This is a genomic window from Streptomyces sp. NPDC086519 (assembly GCF_040686075.1).
In the GTDB taxonomy this organism is placed as follows: Bacteria; Actinomycetota; Actinomycetes; order Streptomycetales; family Streptomycetaceae; genus Streptomyces; species Streptomyces shenzhenensis.
In genome coordinates, this window is record NZ_JBFBJL010000001.1 from 60,573 (window position 1) to 79,876 (window position 19,304).

Genomic DNA, 19,304 nt, shown 5'->3' on the forward strand with positions numbered 1-19,304 from the left:
GCTGTGCGCCAACTATGGAGCAGGCGCCATGCCCCTGCCAGCACTTCCGCCCATGCCGCGCCCACCAATATTGGTCTCGTCCGCCGAAAGGGCCCCGGCGTGGTCGCCGGGGTCCCTTTTGGACGGCTCGGACCGGATCCGTCCGGACCGGCTCAGATCAGATCCATCGCGGCGACTTCGTCGGGACGGCCGTAGCTGACCGGGCCCTGGAAGCGCCGGCGGGCGGTGGCGAACCACCAGACCGTGGCCACGACCAGGACGGCGGCCAGGGCGATCGGCGCGTAGTTGAAGGAGTCGACGGTGATCGGTGAGGCCTGCGGGAGCATGAACAGGACGCTGCTGAGCAGGATCCAGGTCACCGCCAGCCAGCCGACCGCCCTGCTCCAGCGGCCCAGGTTCCAGGGACCCGGCTGGAAGTCGTCGCCCAGGCGCAGCCGCAGGAACACCGGGACGGCGTAGGCGAGGAACAGGCCGACGACGTTGACGCTGACGATCGCGGTGAACGCGGTGTGCGACCACCAGCCGGGCACCACCAGGGCGAGCGAGCAGGCCACCGCGAGCCACACGGCCTTCACGGGGGTCCGGGTACGGGGCGAGACCGAGTGCCACAGGCGGGAGCCGGGCATGGCGCCGTCCCGGGAGAAGGCGAAGATCTGCCGGGTGTTGCTGGTGAGGTTGGCGAGGCCGCAGAAGAGCATGGCGCCGATGACGACGAGCAGCATCGCCTTGGCCCAGCCCATGCCGAGGCCGTCGATGAGGATCTGGACGGGCGGCGCGGAGGAGCTCGCCACCTTGGCGTAGTCGCCGATGCTGTACACCAGCGCGAGCATCAGGATCAGGCCGGTGACCGCCGAATAGCCGATGGAACGGATGATCCCTCTGGGGGCGTTGACGGTCGCCTGGACGGTTTCCTCGGACATGTGGAAGCTGCCGTCGAAGCCGGTGAAGGTCCAACTGGTGACCAGGAGCCCGAGCAGGCCGCCGTAAAGGCCGTTCGTGAAACCGGTGTTGTTCACGAAATGCGTCACGAAGGACGCCGACTGATGGTGGTCGGGCATCACGATCAGTGTGCTCACGATCACCACGAGTCCGATCAGCAGCCACCAGACGGAAATCCGGTTCAGGAGGGCGACGAGCTGGACGGTGTAGGTGTTGGCGAGCCCCTGGACCGCGATGATCAGGGCCGTGATCAGGACCGTCTGGTGGGCGGTCGGGGTGTACGAGGGCCACTGCAGGGCGATGAACGCCTGGATGAAGGTGGCCGCCGCGTATCCGGTGGCGGCCGTGCCGCCGATCTGGCCCACGAAGTTCAGCCAGCCCGTGTACCAGGACCAGGCACCCTTGTGCCGTTTGGCGAGTTTACCGGCGGAGAAATACAGGGCGCCGCTCGTCGGATAGGCGGAGGCGACTTCCGCCATGGCCGCGCCGATGCACAGCACCATCACGCAGACCCCGATCCAGCCGAACACGAGAATGCGGGGTCCGCCCGCGTTCATACCGAATCCGAAGGAGGAGAAAATCCCGGAGAGGATATTGATGATGGTGAAAGAGATGGCGAAATTGTCGAACGCCTGGAATCGGCGGGTGAGTTTCCGCGGATAACCCATCGCGTGCAGGGTCGCGTCGTCGTCGAGCGTGACGGGGTCCGCTGTGCGTTCTGACACGTGCCGACCTTTCTCTGGGACTCTAGGAGGGGATGGGCAGGCCGCAGGCGCGGCGGGCCCGGGAGAGCTGGTCGGCCGGTTCACCGAAGACGCTCCAGGGCATGCGTGTGGCGTACGGGCCCATGGCCGTGAAGATCGCCCGGGCCTCGAACACGCACCGGGCCATGACCAGCGCGTGTGCGAGGTAGGCCAGGTCGAGCACCGGGGTGAAGCGGTATCCGGCCACCGTGGGCAGCCAGTTGCGGTAGACCGACAACGCGGTGTTGCGCCACTGGGGCTGCTCCCAGACCCGCTCGGCGAGCAACTGGGTGGGGTTGTGGCTCTCCACCAGGGCGACCAGCGGCAGCAGCCGCAGCGCGGAGCCGGCGGGGGCCCGCTGGGCGAGGAAGGCGGCGACGTCCCAGGCGGCGTTGACCGAACCGCCGTACCGGGTGAAGAAGAAGGCCAGGAAGCGGTGGTGGGCCTCGCGGTGCCAGGGGTCGAGGGTGAGGGTGTGCGCGAACAGCCGCCAGGGTCCGGGCGGGGAGGTCAGCAGGCCGCCGGGGGCGGGGTCGTGCGGGCGGTGCAGCCGGGCCATGGCCAGCTTGGCGGCCCAGGGCGTGGGGTCGGCGGGGTTCATGGCGCTGGCCCGGTCGCAGGCGGCGAGGGCGATCCGCTCCAGCGCCTCGGCCCGCTCGTCATGGGCGTCGGCGGCCCGGATCGCCCGCTGCACGGCCACCCGGGCCCACATCAGCGCGGACTCCGCGCCCGGCTCCTCGGCCAGCCATCGCTCCACCAGATCGGTGCCGGCCGCCTCGGAGGCGAGGACCAGGGAGCGGTGGGCGCGCAGGGCGAAGTCGGCACGCGTCTCGACCAGAGCCTCACGGGCACTCAGATATCTTCCGGCGCGCACGTCCACACATACGCTCGCGAGCAAGCGGTCATCGGCCGCCGGATGCCATATGTACTGCCCCTCGAATAACTCCGCGGTCATCTTCCCCTGTCCGTCCCCGTTCGACGCGTGCACGCTAAAGACACCCTACTCAGGGCCGGGCGGACCGGAAACGCACGAGATCGACATATCGGTCAGCCGGTCGGAAATATCAATGGGGGCTCCGGAGAACGGCCCGAAATTAGTTCAAGCCGATACTTTCCCGGGGCCCGCGAACGCCCGCTATGCGCCGCACTACTAGAATGTTTCCGGAAAACACCCCACACCGCAGCACACCTCGGGAACGGCCATTCACCAGCTCGCCTCCGCACTCCGGGCCCTGCCGCCCTCCTGCGGCCCGGTCCGCCTCGTCGGCGTCGACGGGCATGCCGGGTCCGGAAAGACCACGTTCGCCGGGCAGTTGGCCGTCGCCCTGGGCGGGGCGCCGGTGCTGCACCTCGACGACATCGCCAGCCACCGGGAACTGTTCGCCTGGACCGGCCGGCTCCTGACCCAGGTGATCGAGCCGCTCGGCCAGGGCGGAACGGCGCACTACTCCCCCTACGACTGGCACACCCGCCGCTTCGGCCCGCCCCGCCCGCTGCCGCCGGCCCCGGTGATCCTCGTCGAGGGCGTCGGCGCCGGGCGCCGGGCACTGCGCCCCTTTCTGGCGCGGCTGCTGTGGATGGAGCTGCCGCGCGAGGAGTCCTGGACGCGTGGCAGGGCACGGGACGGCGCGGAACAACGGGACTTCTGGGCCGAGTGGGTCAGGGCGGAACACGAACACTTCTGCGAGGACCCCTCGCGGCCCTACGCCGATCTTCTGGTGACACAGTCACGGAAGGGATACGAGGTACTGCCGGGGCCGGCGAGCACGGCTGGACCGGACCAGGTTGTCACCCACCGTGACTGACCGTCCGCTGTGTGCTGAACTCGTGAAGACGCGACTCCAAGAAGTTGCCCGAGTACCTCAACTCTGCTTGACCCGGGGACCGTACAGGACTTACGTTTTCAAGAAGCGGACGCTCGAAGCCGCCACAGAGACGCGAAGCCCCCGGTTGTTCCCCCGTGATCGGGGGCTTCGTTCTGCCCTTTACCCCTTTTGTGTGCGCCGCGCGCGTCCTGCCGTTCACCCTCGGTCACCGACCCGTGTGCGCCCTCTCTGCGTCCACCTCGCCAAACGGCCTGTGCGCCACCCTTCGGCGGGCGGTGGAACCGCAGGTACGATGCCCTCGGTGCGACCTTCGAACGGCTGCTTCGCGCACCTGCAACTCCGGTCCGCGGCACAGCGGTTCGACCAACGGCGGCCATCGGGGGGAGCCCGGGGGCCAACCACGGGGGCACGGTTTGTGGGGGACGTGATGGATTTCGGCACGCAGGGCCCCGAGGCCCCGGCCGACCTCGCCTGGCTGCGAGGCGTGGACGCCTACACCATGGGTGCCTATCCGCAGGCGGAGGAGGAGTTCCGCACCGCGGTGCGGAACGATCCCGGGATGGCCGACGCCTGGCTGGGGCTGCACGCGCTGCGCGTCGACACGACGACCGCGCTGCTCAGGATGTTCCGGCACCGGGACCGCTTCGGCGAGCAGCGGGGCCGGCATCGGCGCACCCTCAACTCCTGGTACTGGCTGGGCTGGTGGGTGCAGCCGGTCCTGGAGAGCCCGCGCGATCTGCTGCTTGCCCATGCTTCCCACTGGCTGGACGGCCGGCACGTCCCGGAACTCGACCGGGCCCTCGCCGGGCTCCCGCCCGTGGACGCCGACGCCCAGGTGCGCTTCCTGCACGCCTGCCGGGCCTACCTGGTCAAGGACTGGGAGCAGCTGGTACGGCACACCGACCCGCTCCTGGACGACCCCATGCTCGGCATCGAGGCGGGCCTGTTCGGCGGCATGGCCCGGGTCCGCCTCGAAATGTACGGGCAGGCCGAACCCCACCTGTCCGCCGCGCTGATGCGCTGCCGCAGCGAGCAGCCGCAGCGCAAGGAGCTGCGCTACTGGCTGGCCCGAGCGCACGAGGGCACCGGCCGCAGCGCCGCCGCGCTCCCCCTCTACCGGGCCGTGCACCGCGTCGACCCCGCCTTCATGGACACCTCCGCGCGGCTGGCCGCGATAGCCGAGGGCGACGGGTACGACGACGAGACGGCCGACCTCGCGGCGATCACCCTCGCCGGAGCCGGACAGGACGTCGTGGACGGGCCGGACACGCTCGATCCGCTCTTCGGCACCGAGGGGCGCGATCTGCGGCTCGGGGAGGCGGAACCGCCGGCCGGGGCGATGCCGTCGGTGATCGATCCGGCGGTGCGCGCGAAGGCCGTGCCGTCGCCCCCGCTGCCGACCGGACCGACCGACCCCGCGTTACTTGAGGAGGCGCTCGCCGAACTGGAGCGCATGGTCGGCCTTGAGCCCGTGAAGCGACAGGTCAAGGCGCTGTCCGCGCAGTTGAACATGGCCCGGTTGCGGGCCGGGCAGGGGCTGCCGGTGCAGCCGCCGAAACGCCACTTCGTGTTCTCCGGACCGTCCGGGACCGGGAAGACCACCGTCGCCCGGATCCTCGGGCGGGTCTTCTACGCGCTGGGGCTGCTGGGCGGGGACCACCTCGTGGAAGCGCAGCGGGCCGATCTGGTCGGCGAGTATCTGGGCCAGACCGCGGTGAAGGCGAACGAACTGATCGACTCCGCGATCGGCGGGGTGCTCTTCGTCGACGAGGCCTACTCCCTCTCCAACTCCGGCTACGGCAAGGGGGACGCGTACGGCGACGAGGCGCTGCAGGTGCTGCTGAAACGGGCCGAGGACAACCGCGACCACCTGGTGGTGATCCTGGCCGGCTACCCGGAGGGCATGGACCGCCTGCTGGCCGCCAACCCGGGGCTCTCCTCGCGCTTCACGACCCGCGTGGACTTTCCCTCCTACCGCCCCCTCGAACTGACCTCGATCGGCGAGGTGCTGGCCGCCGAGAACGGGGACGCGTGGGACGAGGAGGCGCTGGAGGAGCTGCGGTCGATCGCCGGGCACGTGGTCGACCAGGGCTGGATCGACGAGCTGGGCAACGGCCGCTTCCTGCGGACGCTGTACGAGAAGAGCTGTGCGTACCGGGATCTGCGGTTGTCCGCGTATCCCGGGGTGCTGACGCGGGACGATCTGGCGACCTTGCGGTTGCCGGATCTGATGCAGGCGTACGGGGAGGTGCTGTCGGGCAGGGGGCCGCAGGATCCGGCGGCCGGGATGTAGGTGCGGGCGGATGGGGGCTGGGGCCCGGGGTGGGGACGCTCACCGGCGCTGGCCGGGCGCCGCCCGCGCCCACCCGTGCCGCCCCAGCGGCACGACTGCCCGCGGCAAGGGAGACGTAGCGCCCCGTCAGGGGCGCGGGGAACTGCGCGACCAGCCCCCACCGGCCCGCAGCTCCCCACAGTGCTCAGCCCACCGTCACTTCTTCCGGTTCCCCGCTCACCCTCGGCTCCGGAGCCCGCGGCGGTGTCGGCCGTTCCCGGTGTGCCGGGTCCGTGACCTCGCCCACCAGAAGCTCCAGGACGTCCTCCAGCGTGGCCAGCCCCAGCACCCTGCCGTTCGCGTCGGCCACCTGGGCCAGGTGGGTCGCCGCCCGGCGCATCACCGTCAGCGCGTCGTCGAGGGGCAGCTCCGCTCGCAGTGTCGTCATCGGCCGCCACATCTGCTGCGGTACCGCCCGGTCCGAGTCCTCCAGGTCGAGGACGTCCTTCACGTGCACGTAGCCCATGAAGGCACCGGACTCGGCGGCCACCGGGAAGCGGGAGTAGCCGGTGCGTGCGGTCAGCTCGACGATCTGCCCCGGGGTGACCGACGGCGGGACCGTGATCAGGGACTCGCGTCGCAGGAGCACGTCCGTCACCGGGCGGGAGCCCAGTTCCAGCGCGTCCTCCAGGCGCTCCTGCTCCTCGGGGGCGAGGAGACCGGCCTGGCCGGAGTCCTCCAGGAGCCGGTTGAGCTGCTCGCTGGTGACGACGGCCTCGACCTCGTCCTTCGGCTCGACCCGGAACAGCTTCAGGATGCCCTGGGCGCAGGCGCCGAGGGCGACGGTGATCGGCCGGCAGACGCGGGCGAACGCCACCAGGCCGGGACTCAGCCACAGCGCCGCCTTCTCCGGTGCCGCCATCGCCAGGTTCTTCGGCACCATCTCGCCGATGACCAGGTGGAAGAAGACCACCGCGGCCAGCGCGATGACATAACCCAGCGGGTGGATCATGCCGTCGGGCAGGTGGACGGCCTCGAACAGCGGCTCCAGCAGGTGGGCCACCGTCGGTTCGGCCACCGCGCCCAGCGTCAGCGAGCAGACGGTGATGCCGAACTGGGCCGCGGCCATCATCTGCGGGAGACGTTCCAGGCCGTAGATGACCTGGCGGGCCCGGGCCGTGCCCAGGGGTTCGATCTGGCTGCGGCGGACCGAGACGAGGGCGAACTCGGCGCCCACGAAGAAGCCGTTGGCCAGGACCAGCAGCGCGGCGAAGACCAGTTGGAGGACGCTCATCGGGCGGCCTCCGCGACGGCGGGGGCGGTGCGGACCAGGCGGACCCGTTCCGCGCGGTAGTGGCCGACCCGGCGCACCGACAGCCGCCAGCCGGGCAGTTCCGCGCGGTCGCCGGGCGCCGGGATACGGCCGAGGAGATCGGCGACCAGGCCCGCGACCGTTTCGTACGGGCCTTCCGGCACGTCCAGGCCTATCCGCTGGAGGATGTCGACCCGGACGCTGCCGTCGACGTCCCAGGCGGGCCTGCCGTCCTGGGAGGGGACGGCGGCGAGTTCCGGGGCGTCCGGGCTGTCGTGCTCGTCACGGACCTCGCCGACGAGCTCCTCGACGATGTCCTCCAGGGTGACCACGCCCGCCGTACCGCCGTACTCGTCCACGACGACCGCGATGGGCTGCTCGGAGCGCAGCCGGGCGAGGAGGGGCTGGACCGGGAGGGTCTCGGGGACGAGCAGGGCCTGCCGGGCGATCCGGCTGACCGGGGTGTGCAGGCGTTCGTGCACGGGGACCGCCAGCGCGTCCTTGAGGTGGGCCATGCCGACGATCTCGTCGATCTTCTCCCGGTAGACCGGGAAGCGGGACAGGCCGGTGGCCCGGGTGAGGTTGACGACGTCCTCGGCGGTCGCCGTGTCCTGGAGCGCGCTGACCTTCACCCGGGGGGTCATGACGTGCTGGGCGGTCAGCTCGCCCAGCGACAGGGTGCGGACGAACAGGTCGGCCGTGTCCTGTTCCAGCGCGCCGGCCTGGGCGGAGTGCCGGGCCAGGGAGACCAGCTCGCCGGGGGTGCGGGCGGAGGCCAGCTCATCGGCGGGTTCGACGCCGAGGGCGCGGACGAGCCGGTTGGCGACCGTGTTCAGCGCGGCGATCACCGGGCGGAACAGGCGGGAGAAGCGGGCCTGCGGGCCGGCGACGAAGCGCGCGACCTGGAGGGGCTTGGAGACCGCCCAGTTCTTGGGTACGAGCTCGCCGATCACCATCTGGATCGCCGAGGCGAGCAGCATGCCGACCACGACGGCGATACCGGAGACGGCGCCGTCGGGCAGGCCGATCGCGGTCAGCGGGCCGTGCAGCAGCGCGGCCAGTGACGGCTCCGCGAGCATGCCGACGACGAGGGAGGTGATGGTGATGCCGAGCTGGGTGCCGGAGAGCTGGAAGGACAGCTCCTTCAGCGACTCGACGACCGTACGGGCGCGCTTGTCGCCGTCGGCGGCGGCCTTCTCGGCCTCGGGCCGCTCCACGGTCACCAGGCCGAACTCGGCGGCCACGAAGAAGCCGTTGGCGAGGATGAGCAGGAACGCGGCTGCCAGGAGCAGCAGGGGGGTGGTCATGATGCCGCCGCCTCCGAAGCCTCGCGGACTGCGGAAAAGCGGTCCGCGGTATGTCGGGAGGGGGCGGCGCAGGTACTACAGGACGATCCGTCCATCGCCGGAGAGGGTCACTCCTCGGGTAGCAGGAACCCCTGTGCGCCGGGCGCGCGACAGGGGCGGAGGCGGGACGTGAAAAAGCCTCCGCCAACAGATTAATCAAGACAGGGGCCGGTGCGGCAGGGGCGACGGCCCTCGGACGACCCCGAAGTTGCGTGATTTCAGCCCTGATGCTGTTCGGGGTCGTGGACCGCGTGGGCCTCGGCGAGGGCGCGCAGGGCCTTGGCGTCGGCGATCGCGCGCTGCTTGGCGACGCCCGGCTGGATGCCGAGAGCGGGCAGGCTGGTGCCGTCGCTGAGGTCGAGGAACACCCACGGGTCACCCGGGCGGAGGTTCACCTGGAGGATCTCCGCCCACTCCAGGCGCCGCTTGCCGGCGATGTTGACGACGGTCACCCCGGACTCGTCGGCGACCACCTTCACCCGGGCCAGCTGGGCCAGCCCCCAGAAGATCAGCGCGCCGGTGACGACGAAGCTGAGCTTCTCCCCCGGGCCGAGCTGCTCCAGGAGCAGCGCGACCCCGGATATGGTGGCGAAGATCGCGACACCCGCGGTGAGCAGGATCGCGCGGGTGTGGCCCGGCCGGAAGGTGACGGGCAGCGAAGGAATCTCGGACATCTCGCGCGGCCCCCTCAGAGGCGGCAGGCGTGGATGGCCGTGGTCAGGATCGCGCGGGCGCCGATGTCGTACAGGTCGTCCATGATCCGCTGCGCGTCCTTGGTGGGGACCATGGCGCGCACGGCGACCCAGCCCTCGTTGTGCAGCGGGGAGACGGTCGGCGACTCCAGACCCGGGGTGAGGGCGACGGCCTTCTCCAGCTGCTCGACCCGGCAGTCGTAGTCCATCATCACGTACGTCCGGGCGACCAGGACGCCCTGGAGGCGGCGCAGGAACTGCTGGACCTTGGGCTCCTCGGCGTCGGCGCCGGTGCGGCGGACGACGATCGCCTCGGACTTCATGATCGGCTCGCCGAAGACCTCCAGACCGGCGTTGCGCAGGCTGGTGCCGGTCTCCACGACGTCGGCGATGACCTCGGCGACGCCCAGCTCGATCGCGGTCTCCACGGCGCCGTCGAGGTGGACGACGGAGGCGTCGACGCCGTTGTCCGCGAGGTGCCCCGCGACGATCCCCTCGTAGGAGGTGGCGACCGTCTTGCCCTTGAGGTCCGCCAGGCCGTTCGCCTCGCCGGGCCTGGCGGCGAAGCGGAAGGTGGAGCGGGCGAAGCCGAGCGGCAGGATCTCCTCGGCGTTGGCGCCCGAGTCGACGAGCAGGTCGCGCCCGGTGACGCCGATGTCGAGGCGGCCGGAGGAGACGTAGATCGCGATGTCGCGGGGGCGGAGGTAGAAGAACTCGACGTCGTTGACCGGGTCGACGATGCGCAGTTCCTTGGACTCCCGGCGCTGCCGGTAGCCGGCCTCATGCAGCATGTCCGCCGCAGGGCCTGAGAGGGAACCCTTGTTGGGGACGGCGATGCGCAGCATGAGGTCGGCTTCCTTCGCTTCGAAAGAGGGCTGAAGAGGGGGTGTCCAAAACGGGTTCTTACAGGTGGGCGTAGACGTCGTCCAGCGAGATGCCGCGGGCGACCATCATCACCTGGACGTGGTAGAGCAGCTGCGAGATCTCCTCGGCGGCCGCTTCCTTGCCCTCGTGCTCCGCGGCCATCCAGACCTCGGCGGCCTCCTCGACGACCTTCTTGCCGATGGCATGGACCCCCTTGCCGACCAGCTCGGCGGTGCGGGAGGTGGCGGGGTCGCCGTGGGCGGCCTTGTGCTGGAGCTCGGTGAAGAGCTCCTCGAAAGTCTTCTTGGACATGGTGAGCGCCAGACTACGCCAAACGCCGCCTCGCTCAGTGCCAGGGTTCGGATACTGAGCGGAGGGTGGCCGCGGTCGCCACCGCCGCCGTCACCGCCTCGTGGCCCTTGTCCTCGTGGGAGCCTTCGAGGCCCGCGCGGTCCAGGGCCTGCTCCTCGTCGTCGCAGGTGAGCACGCCGAAGCCGACCGGGACCCCGGTCTCCACGGAGACCTGGGTGAGACCCTGGGTGACGCCCTGGCACACGTACTCGAAATGCGGAGTGCCGCCGCGGATGACGACGCCGAGGGCCACGATCGCGTCGTAACCGCGCCCGGCGAGGGCCTTGGCGGTGACCGGGAGCTCCCAGCTGCCGGGGACCCGGAGCAGGGTCGGCTCGTCGATCCCCAGGTCGCGCAGGGCGCGCAGGGCGCCGTCCACCAGACCGTCCATCACCTTCTCGTGCCACTGGGACGCGATGACGGCGACCCGCAGGTCGCTGACATTGCGTACGGACAGTTCAGGTGCACCCTTGCCGCTCACGTCTCTCCTCAGTGCTGTTTCTCTGCTGGTGGCCGCGGGGCCACGGTTGCCGGTGGCCGGGGGCGGCCACGGTTACTGGTTCACGCAGGTGGCCACGGCCGGGGTGTCCAGCCAGGGCAGGTCGTGGCCCATCCGGTCCCGCTTGGTACGCAGGTAGCGGAGGTTGTGCTCGCCCGCCTGCACGGGCATCGGCTCGCGTCCGCTGATCTTGAGGCCGTGGCTCAGCAGCGCGTCGCTCTTGTCGGGGTTGTTGGTCATCAGCCGGACGCTGTGCACCCCGAGGTCGGCCAGGATCTGGGCGCCGGCGCCGTAGTCACGGGCGTCGGCGGGCAGGCCGAGTTCGAGGTTGGCGTCGAGGGTGTCGCGGCCGCGCTCCTGGAGTTCGTACGCGCGCAGCTTGGACAGCAGTCCGATGCCCCGCCCCTCGTGTCCGCGCAGGTAGACGACGATGCCCCGGCCCTCGTCCTGGATGCGCTCCAGGGCCTCGTCGAGCTGGGGGCCGCAGTCGCAGCGGGCGGAGCCGAAGACGTCCCCGGTGAGGCACTCGGAGTGGACCCGGACCAGGACGTCCTCGCCGTCGCCGATCTCGCCGTGGACCAGGGCGACGTGCTCGACGCCGTCGGTGGTGGAGCGGTAGCCGTACGCCGTGAAGGTGCCGTGCCTGGTGGGCAGGTTGACCTCGGCCTCGCGGCGGACGGTCGGCTCGGCGGCCCGGCGGTAGGTGATCAGGTCCGCGATGGAGATGATCGTCAGGCCGTGCCTGCGGGCGAACGGGATCAGCTCCGGGAGGCGGAGCATCCGGCCGTCCTCACCGGCGATCTCCACGATGGCACCGGCCGGGCGCAGGCCCGCGAGGCGGGCCAGGTCGACGGCGGCCTCGGTGTGGCCGTTGCGGACCAGGACGCCGCCGGGCCGGGCGCGCAGCGGGAAGACGTGGCCGGGGCGGACCAGGTCCGTCGGCTCCGCCTGGCCGCTCGCCAGCAGCCGGAGCGTGGTGGCGCGGTCGGCGGCCGAGATACCGGTGGTGACGCCGTGCGCGGCGGAGGCGTCCACGGAGATCGTGAACGCGGTCTTCATGGACTCGGTGTTGGCACCGACCATCTGCGGCAGTTCGAGCCGGTCCAGTTCCTCGCCCTCCATGGGGGCGCAGATCAGGCCGCGGCACTCGCTCATCATGAACGCGACGATGTCGGGGGTGATCTTCTCGGCGGCGATGACGAGGTCGCCCTCGTTCTCGCGGTCCTCGTCGTCGACGACCACGATGGGACGGCCGGCCGCGATGTCGGCGATGGCCTGCTCGACCGGGTCGAGGGTGAGGTCGTCGACGGCGTCGGTGCTGTAGAGGACGGGCGGGACGGGAGGCACGGCGCGAAGCGCCTCGTCCGGGGTGGCGGCGGGCGACGGGAGGGCGGTCATGCGGGTGCTCCTTCCAGGGCGGGCCGCGAGCCCTGGCGGGAGCGCAGCCACCAGTCGCGCATGCCCCACAGGACGAGCGCGCCGTAGATGACGTAGATGAAGCCGGAGAAGGCGTAGCCGTTGGCGAAGTTGAGGGGGACGCCGACGACGTCGACCAGGAGCCAGGCGATCCAGAACTCGACCATGCCGCGGGCCTGGGCGTACATGGCGACGACGGTGCCGACGAAGATGTAGGCGTCCGGCCAGGGGTCCCAGGACAGGGACGGGTAGGCCTTGAAGAGCAGGGCGACGGCGACCGTGCCGACGGCCGCGGCGGCGATCATCGCGCCGCGCTCCCGCCAGGTGGCGAACCGCGGGACGATGTGGCCGTCCCCGCCGTCCTCGGTCCGGCCCTGGTCGCGGTTCCACCGCCACCAGCCGTACGCGGCGACCGCCATGACGACGACCTGCTTGCCGGCGCTGCCGGCGAGGTGCCCGTAGAAGGCGATGAACAGGACCAGGCCGGAGAGGAACTGCACCGGCCAGGTGAGCAGCGAGCGGCGCCAGCCGAGGGCGAGGGTGATCAGGCCGAGGATGTTGCCGATCATGTCCGACCAGATGATGTGCTGGCCGAGGAGGGTGAACGCCTGGGAGTTCAGCCAGTTCACCGGCCCGCTCCCTGCGTGTTGGCGAGCAGGCGCTCCACGTACTTGGCGACGACGTCGACCTCCAGGTTGACCGGGTCGCCGGGCTGCTTGTGGCCGAGGGTGGTGAGGCCGAGGGTGGTGGGGATGAGGCTGACGGTGAAGTAGTCGGGGCCCGCCTCGACGACGGTGAGGCTGATGCCGTCGACGGTGATGGAGCCCTTCTCGACGACATAGCGGGCGAGGTCGGCCGGGAGGGAGACCTTGACGATCTCCCAGTTCTCGGAGGGCGTGCGCGCCAGCACCTGTCCGGTGCCGTCGACGTGGCCCTGCACGATGTGGCCGCCGAGGCGGGAGCCGACCGCGGTGGGGCGTTCGAGGTTGACCCGGGAGCCGACGCCCAGGGCGCCGAGGGAGGAACGCTTGAGGGTCTCCGCCATGACGTCGGCGGTGAACTCGTCGCCCTCGTGCTCCACCACGGTCAGACAGACGCCGTTCACGGCGATGGAGTCGCCGTGCTGTGCGCCCTCGGTCACTACGGGGCCACGGAGCCGGAAACGGGAGGCGTCGCCGAGGTTCTCGACGGCGGTGACCTCACCCAGTTCTTCGACGATTCCGGTGAACACTTCCCGGGTCCTCCTGCCTCAACGGGGCACGGACTCCGGGGCCTGTCGACGAACGACAGAAGGGACGGACGATCACACCGAGGGCGACGCCGAGAAGTTCCCGCCCGCTGAGGACAAGACCACATACGGCGGCGCGCACACCTGCATGCTCGCCCGCCGCGCACTGCCTCCCATCCGGACTTTAACCGTCGGTCCAGGAATTCCACCTGGTCAACCGGCCGCTGGAAGCGGACGGGTCGCGGACTGTAACCGCCGGTTCGGAGTTTCACCGACCCCGGAGTGCGCTGCTTCTGGTACACGGCCAGTGTGCCACGCCCGGTCGCGGTCCATGTGGAGGAACCGTGTGGGGTGCCTCACAGCTCGTGTCGCTGGACTTCCCAGAGGGGTCGCCATGTGCCCAACCGGCGCCCGGACCAGGACTCTTGACTCTGATTCACATCCATTGACCCAGCTGGTCTAGTCCTTTTATGGTTCGGACGGACCCGGTGACGGTGACGACGGCCCTTGCCCGTCGCCGGGCCCACCCCACCCGGGCGGGCCGTCCCGGCACACGGCGCGGATCAGCGCTCCGGTGCCGCGAACAGTTCGTCCTGGGCGCGCTCCCGCGCGGTCAGCAGCGCCCCGCGCAGCACGGCCGAACCGCCCAGCGCGCTCGCCCGCACCTCGGTGGCCAGCGGCGACATACGGCGGAGCCGCGCCTCGACCCGCGCGGCGAGGGCGGCGCCCCCGGCAGAGCCGCTCTCACCGCCGAGAACCACACAGCCCGGGTCCAGGACGGCGACGACGGCGGCCACACCGACGGCGACGCGGTCGGCGAGGGCGTCCAGGAAGCGGGGGGCGCGTTCCGCGCAGAGCGCCGGGCCGGGTCGCGGGTCGGCTGCGGGTCGGTCGACCGCGGGACCGTCGTGACTCGACGCGCCCCCGCGGCGGAGCCGCACATCGCCGCGGCCCGCGCCCCGTTGGGGCGCGATGGGGTCGCCGCCCGCCGTCAGGCGCGCCGCCTCCTCGACCAAGCGGTGGGCGGACAGGTCTCCCGGTCCTGCACCGTGCTCCCGCGCCAGTGCCACGATCGCGGCCGCTCCCACCAGTGAGTGGTAACCCCCGGAGCAGTCGGTCGCCGACGGCAGTACGGCCGTGCCCGGCACCGGCAGGAAGCCGATCTCGCCCGTGCCGCCGGAGGCGCCCCGGCGCAGCCCGCCGTCCAGGACGACGGCGGCGCCGCAGCTGTCCCCCAGCCAGAGCAGGACGAAGGTGTCGCGGTCCCGGGCGACGCCCTCCCGCTGCTCGGCGAGGGCGGCCAGGTTGGTCTCGTTCTCGACACCGACCCGGGCCTGCGGGAACCGCGACTGGAGGGCGGCGACGAGCCGGCGGTGCCAGGCGGGCAGGCCGGCCGAGTCGCGGAGCTCACCGGTGGCCGGGTCGACGAGCCCGGGCGCACCGATGCCCACGGTGTGCAGTCGCTCCCCGTCCCCGGGCACCCCCGCCTCCTTCACCGCCCGCTCCACCAGCCCCGTCGCCTGCTCGACCGCCGCCGCCTCCCCCGCCTGAGGGGCGACCGGCACCGACCCGTCGGCCAGCACCCGCCCCACCAGGTCGGAGACCAGCACCGAGACACTCTCGGTGCGTACGTCGAGGGCGGCCAGGTACGCGCGGTCGGCGACGAGGCCGTACAGCCGGGCGTTCGGCCCCCGGCGCTGCTCGCCCGACTCGCCGACCACCGTGATCAGGCCGGACGCGGTGAGCCGTTCGACGAGGTCGGCGACGGTCGGCCGGGACAGCCCGGTCAGCTGTTTCAACTGCCCTGCCGTCAGCGGGCCTTCCTCCTGGAGCAGGGTCAGCGCGAGCCGGTCGTTGATGGCCCGGGCGGTGCTCGGTGATGCGGGCATGGCGGGCATCCTCCCAGATCCGTATGGCCCAGGACGGCCACATGCTCCCTATCTATCAGGAAGGGTCCCTGATAGTTTACGCCGGGCAGCGGGGCGGCACCCGGCCGGGGAGGGCAGGACGATGAAGGACATGGGTCAGGCGCAGCACGAGGTGAAACGCGCGCGGTACGCCGTCGCGGCCGTGTTCACCGTGCACGGTGCCGTCACCGGCTCGTTCGCCACCCGGGTGCCGTGGGTCCAGGACCATGCCTCGCTCAGCCCCGGCCGGTTGGGCTTCGCGCTCGCGTTCACGGCGTTCGGCGCCTCGTGCGCGATGCCGCTGGCGGGCAGGATCAGCCACCGCTTCGGCAGCCGTACGGCGCTGCGCGGCCTGATCGCGATGTGGACGCTGTCGCTGATCCTGCCGTCGCTGGCGACCAACCTGTATCTGCTGTGCCTGGCGATGTTCGTGTACGGCGCGAGCGCGGGCATGGCGGACGTCGTGATGAACGCGCTCGGCGTGGAGATCGAACGGCGGCTCGACAGGTCGGTCATGTCAGGGCTGCACGGCATGTGGAGCGCGGGCACCCTGATCGGCTCGGCCGCGGGCACCCTCGCCGCGCACCTGGGCACCGACGCGCGCGTGCACTTCGCCCTGGCCGCGGCCGTGCTCACCGTGCTCGGCGTACTGACGGCCGGCTTCGTCCTGGACGTCCAGGCCGCCGAGGACGAGGAGCCGCCGCCACGGTTCACGCTGCCGCCCCGGTCGGCGCTGCTGATCGGCACGGTGGGTTTCTGCGCGGTGTTCGCGGAGGGGGCGAGTCTGGACTGGTCGGCGGTGTTCCTGCGGGACCGGATGGACAGCTCGGCCGGGCTCGCGGCGGCCACCACCACCGGGTTCATGCTGGCCATGGCGGTGGCCCGGATCGGCGGGGACGCGGTGGTGAACCGTTTCGGCGCGGTCCGTACCGTGCGCGCCGGAGGCGTGCTCGCCGCGTTCGGCGGGCTGCTGGTGGTCCTGGCCGGGCAGCCCGCGGTGGCGATGACCGGGTTCGCGTTGCTGGGCCTCGGCATCGCGGTCGTCGTACCGCTGTGCTTCGCGGCGGCCGGGCACGCCGGGCCGAACCCGAGTCAGGCGATCGCCGGTGTGGCGACGATCACCTACACCTCGGGCCTGATCGCGCCCGGCCTGATCGGCGGCATCGCCCAGGCGACCAGCCTGGTGGTGTCGTTCTGCCTGGTCACGGCGCTGACCCTGGGGCTGGTGGCGTTCGCGGGCGTGCTGCGCGCCGGGGCGCGGGGCTCGCGCGCGGAGGTCAGCCCCGAGGCCGCAGCAGTTCCCGGCCCACGGCCCTGAACGGCTCGCTCCACGGCGCGGGGCGCAGGGTGGCCGCGTCCAGCCGGACGAGCACCCGGGTGCCCTGTGCGTAGGTGGTCGCGCCGTCGGGCGAGCAGAAGCGGAAGCCGTAGGTCAGGCCGGAGGTGCCGAGCCGTTCCAGCCAGAGGTGGACGGCGTAGGTGCCCGGCCTGGTGACCGGCGCCTCGTAGCTGATCAGCAGCTCCTTGACCACGTTGCAGGCGTCTCCGGCGGCGGCCCAGTCGCCGTCGAAGCGGATGCCGTGCCCCTGCCAGAGCTCCGTCCAGGCCCGCTCGACCAGCAGCGGGTAGCGGGCGTTGTGCAGCATCCCGAGCGCGTCGAGGTCGTCGAAGTGGACGCTGACCGGCAGCAGGCGGCCGTAGGGGAGGGCGGGGGCGGGCGGGGCTTCGGCGGTCACGGGTGGGGCTCCTGAGCTTGGGACGAAGCGGTGGGGACACTCCATCCTAAGCGGATGCTCAGCAGCCCCGGTCGGGAAGGGGCTGGTCAGCCCGCTGTCGAGTCCAGCTGCTCGGCCGCGGGCCGCGGCGCCCAGAGGTCACCGCCGGGCGGCGCCTCCAGCCGCCGTACCGCCTGCCGGGCCGCCGTGTCGCCGGCGTCGGCCACCGCGTGCACGACGTCGCTCGCCGCGCAGCGGTGGAACTCCGGCTCCGGGTAGGGCAAGGCGGCCGCCCCGGTCGCGGACGGCAGCAGGTAGTCGACGGCCTTGAACGGGCTCTGGCCGTCCGGCCCCCGATAGGCCCACTGGTTCACGCCGACATGCCGGCCGACGGCCGCGAGCCGGGTGCGGGCGACCAGGCCGAAGGCCGAGTAGTGCCGGCTTCTGGTGCGGGCCGGCTCCTGCGGCTGACTGCCGTCCGCCGCGACCTGCGGGTCGATCCGCCGGGCCCGCGCGTCCAGCACGGTCTTCCTGGCCAGCGCCTTGTCACCGGTCGCGTAGGCGAGGGCGGCCAGCTGCATTCGGGGGCCTTCGCCAGCCACTCATCGAGCACTCCGAGCAACCCGAAATCAAATATGTGAACTCAGTTCATGAGTGGGACCGCGTGAGCGTAGAACCACGAGACAGCCGGGACAATGGTCCGGACCGTCTTCACGTACAAGGAAAGTGAAACCCCCATGGATCTCGGCGTGCGCTGGAAACTGCACGGCGACGGGCGCACGCCCGCGCCCGGAGCGGTGGTACGCCCCGACGAACGGCTCTCCTGGCCGCGCACGATCGGGCTCGGCGCCCAGCATGTGGTCGCCATGTTCGGCGCGTCGTTCGTCGCCCCGGTTTTGATGGGTCTGAATCCCAACCTCGCGATCATGATGTCCGGCGTCGCGACGGTGATCTTCCTGCTGGCGACGCGTGGCCGGGTCCCCAGCTACCTGGGCTGCTCGCTGTCCTTCGTCGGAGTGACCGCCGTCATCCGCGCGCAGGGCGGCACCAGCGCCACCGTGACCGGCGCGATCCTGGTGGTCGGCGCCGTGCTGTTCCTGATCGGGCTGGCCGTCCAGCGCTTCGGCGCCCGGATCATCCACGCCGCGATGCCGCCGATCGTCACCGGCGCGGTGGTGATGCTGATCGGCTTCAACCTCGCGCCGGTCACCGCCTCCACCTACTGGCCGCAGGACCAGTGGACGGCTCTGCTGGTGATGACGTTCACCGGTCTGGCCGTCGTCTGTCTGCGAGGATTCTGGTCCCGCATCGCGATCTTCCTGGGCCTCGTCTTCGGATACGTCCTCTCCTGGGCCCTGGACCGCGTCTTCGGCCGGATCCACTCCCTGAGCCCGAGCGGCAAGGTCACCGACCACTGGCGCCTGGACCTCTCCGGCGTCGGCAGGGCCGACTGGATCGGGCTGCCGTCCTTCCACGGCCCGTCCTTCCAGTGGTCGGCGATCCTGGTCGCGCTGCCCGTGGTCATCGCCCTGGTCGCCGAGAACACCGGGCACGTCAAGGCGGTCGGCGAGATGACCGGCGACCCGCTGGACGACAAGCTGGGCACGGCGATCTCGGCCGACGGCGTCGCCTCGATGCTCTCCACCGCCGTGGGCGGCCCGCCCAACACCACCTACTCCGAGAACATCGGCGTGATGGCCGCGACCCGTGTCTACTCCACCGCCGCCTACTGGGCCGCCGCCGGCTTCGCGCTGCTCTTCGGCGTCTGCCCCAAGTTCGGGGCGGTCGTCGCCGCGATCCCGGGCGGGGTCCTCGGCGGCATCACGGTGATCCTCTACGGCATGATCGGCCTGCTCGGCGCCCAGATCTGGCTGCACGCCGGGGTCGATCTGCGCAACCCGCTGAACCTGGTCCCGGCGTCCGCCGGCATCATCATCGGCGTCGGCAACGTCAGCATGAAGTTCACCGACACCTTCTCCCTCAGCGGCATCGCCCTCGGCACCCTGGTGGTCATCATCGGCTACCACACCCTGCGTGCCATGGCCCCGGCCCACCTCAAGGGCCAGGAACCGCTCCTCGACGAGGGCACCAGCTCCTACGACGACACCCGTCCGTAGGCAGGCATCGCCCCCTCCCGCCCGGCGCGCCCGCCCTCCCCTCCGGCGGGTCCGTTCCCTCGTTCCGGGGAAGCGCC

Annotated in this window: 17 protein-coding genes, 1 pseudogene and 1 riboswitch; of the genes and pseudogenes, 4 read left to right on the forward strand and 14 right to left on the reverse strand. The window is 71.4% G+C overall.

Going from position 1 to position 19,304, the window contains the following annotated elements:
- Positions 1-152: 152 nt before the first annotated feature.
- Positions 153-1,607, reverse strand: coding sequence for an amino acid permease (locus AB0P24_RS00255; protein WP_365790136.1), 1,455 nt, complete (start codon positions 1,605-1,607; stop codon positions 153-155).
- Between the two features lie 79 nt (positions 1,608-1,686).
- Positions 1,687-2,637 (reverse strand): hypothetical protein, encoded by a 951-nt coding sequence (locus AB0P24_RS00260; protein ID WP_365789447.1) that lies wholly within the window; start codon positions 2,635-2,637, stop codon positions 1,687-1,689.
- Between the two features lie 247 nt (positions 2,638-2,884).
- On the opposite strand from AB0P24_RS00260, the gene AB0P24_RS00265 reads away from it, so the two are divergent.
- Together AB0P24_RS00265 and AB0P24_RS00270 are read left to right on the forward strand one after the other, a co-directional pair.
- Positions 2,885-3,487 (forward strand): hypothetical protein, encoded by a 603-nt coding sequence (locus tag AB0P24_RS00265; protein WP_365790138.1) that lies wholly within the window; start codon positions 2,885-2,887, stop codon positions 3,485-3,487.
- A gap of 448 nt (positions 3,488-3,935) precedes the next feature.
- The gene (locus AB0P24_RS00270; RefSeq protein ID WP_365789449.1) at positions 3,936-5,801 is read left to right on the forward strand and encodes an AAA family ATPase; all 1,866 of its coding nucleotides are present in this window, start codon (positions 3,936-3,938) and stop codon (positions 5,799-5,801) included.
- Positions 5,802-5,985: 184 nt separating this feature from the next.
- Here AB0P24_RS00270 and AB0P24_RS00275 read toward each other — a convergent pair whose 3' ends face one another.
- From AB0P24_RS00275 to AB0P24_RS00320, 10 genes are all read right to left on the reverse strand, one after another.
- The gene (locus AB0P24_RS00275) at positions 5,986-7,074 is read right to left on the reverse strand and encodes a hemolysin family protein (protein WP_365789451.1); all 1,089 of its coding nucleotides are present in this window, start codon (positions 7,072-7,074) and stop codon (positions 5,986-5,988) included.
- Entirely contained in the window at positions 7,071-8,399 is a 1,329-nt protein-coding gene (locus AB0P24_RS00280; protein ID WP_365789453.1) for a hemolysin family protein, read from the reverse strand. Before AB0P24_RS00280 ends, AB0P24_RS00275 begins: the two co-directional genes overlap by 4 nt.
- A gap of 257 nt (positions 8,400-8,656) precedes the next feature.
- Entirely contained in the window at positions 8,657-9,112 is a 456-nt protein-coding gene (locus AB0P24_RS00285; RefSeq protein WP_365789456.1) for a PH domain-containing protein, read from the reverse strand.
- Between the two features lie 14 nt (positions 9,113-9,126).
- Positions 9,127-9,975, reverse strand: coding sequence for an ATP phosphoribosyltransferase (hisG, locus tag AB0P24_RS00290; RefSeq protein WP_365789458.1), 849 nt, complete (start codon positions 9,973-9,975; stop codon positions 9,127-9,129).
- A 58-nt stretch (positions 9,976-10,033) separates the two neighbouring features.
- On the reverse strand, positions 10,034-10,306 hold the full coding sequence (locus AB0P24_RS00295; protein ID WP_016434182.1) for a phosphoribosyl-ATP diphosphatase: 273 nt from the start codon (positions 10,304-10,306) through the stop codon (positions 10,034-10,036).
- A gap of 34 nt (positions 10,307-10,340) precedes the next feature.
- A complete protein-coding gene (ribH, locus tag AB0P24_RS00300) occupies positions 10,341-10,826 on the reverse strand; it encodes a 6,7-dimethyl-8-ribityllumazine synthase (RefSeq protein WP_365789460.1) in 486 nt (161 codons plus the stop codon).
- Positions 10,827-10,898: 72 nt separating this feature from the next.
- Positions 10,899-12,242, reverse strand: a complete 1,344-nt coding sequence (locus AB0P24_RS00305; protein ID WP_365789463.1) for a bifunctional 3,4-dihydroxy-2-butanone-4-phosphate synthase/GTP cyclohydrolase II — start codon at positions 12,240-12,242, stop codon at positions 10,899-10,901.
- Positions 12,239-12,889 (reverse strand): nicotinamide riboside transporter PnuC, encoded by a 651-nt coding sequence (gene pnuC, locus AB0P24_RS00310; protein ID WP_365789465.1) that lies wholly within the window; start codon positions 12,887-12,889, stop codon positions 12,239-12,241. Before pnuC ends, AB0P24_RS00305 begins: the two co-directional genes overlap by 4 nt.
- A complete protein-coding gene (locus tag AB0P24_RS00315) occupies positions 12,886-13,491 on the reverse strand; it encodes a riboflavin synthase (RefSeq protein ID WP_365789467.1) in 606 nt (201 codons plus the stop codon). The genes pnuC and AB0P24_RS00315 overlap by 4 nt, the downstream gene beginning before the upstream one ends.
- Positions 13,492-13,647: 156 nt before the next feature.
- Positions 13,648-13,778: riboswitch (FMN riboswitch) on the reverse strand.
- Positions 13,779-14,051: 273 nt separating this feature from the next.
- Entirely contained in the window at positions 14,052-15,377 is a 1,326-nt protein-coding gene (locus tag AB0P24_RS00320) for an ROK family transcriptional regulator (RefSeq protein ID WP_365789469.1), read from the reverse strand.
- 121 nt (positions 15,378-15,498) lie between these two features.
- Here AB0P24_RS00320 and AB0P24_RS00325 point away from each other — a divergent pair, with 121 nt between their 5' ends.
- Positions 15,499-16,713 (forward strand): MFS transporter, encoded by a 1,215-nt coding sequence (locus tag AB0P24_RS00325; protein WP_365789471.1) that lies wholly within the window; start codon positions 15,499-15,501, stop codon positions 16,711-16,713.
- On the opposite strand, the gene AB0P24_RS00330 is transcribed toward AB0P24_RS00325, so the two are convergent.
- Together AB0P24_RS00330 and AB0P24_RS00335 are read right to left on the reverse strand one after the other, a co-directional pair.
- On the reverse strand, positions 16,673-17,131 hold the full coding sequence (locus AB0P24_RS00330) for a thioesterase family protein (protein ID WP_365789473.1): 459 nt from the start codon (positions 17,129-17,131) through the stop codon (positions 16,673-16,675). The genes AB0P24_RS00325 and AB0P24_RS00330 overlap by 41 nt on opposite strands.
- Positions 17,132-17,217: 86 nt before the next feature.
- Positions 17,218-17,691, reverse strand: a pseudogene (locus AB0P24_RS00335) (alginate lyase family protein); the annotation flags it as partial.
- Positions 17,692-17,847: 156 nt separating this feature from the next.
- Here AB0P24_RS00335 and AB0P24_RS00340 point away from each other — a divergent pair.
- Positions 17,848-19,227: a solute carrier family 23 protein gene (locus AB0P24_RS00340; protein ID WP_365789475.1), complete on the forward strand. Its 1,380-nt coding sequence runs from the start codon at positions 17,848-17,850 to the stop codon at positions 19,225-19,227.
- Positions 19,228-19,304: the final 77 nt, after the last annotated feature.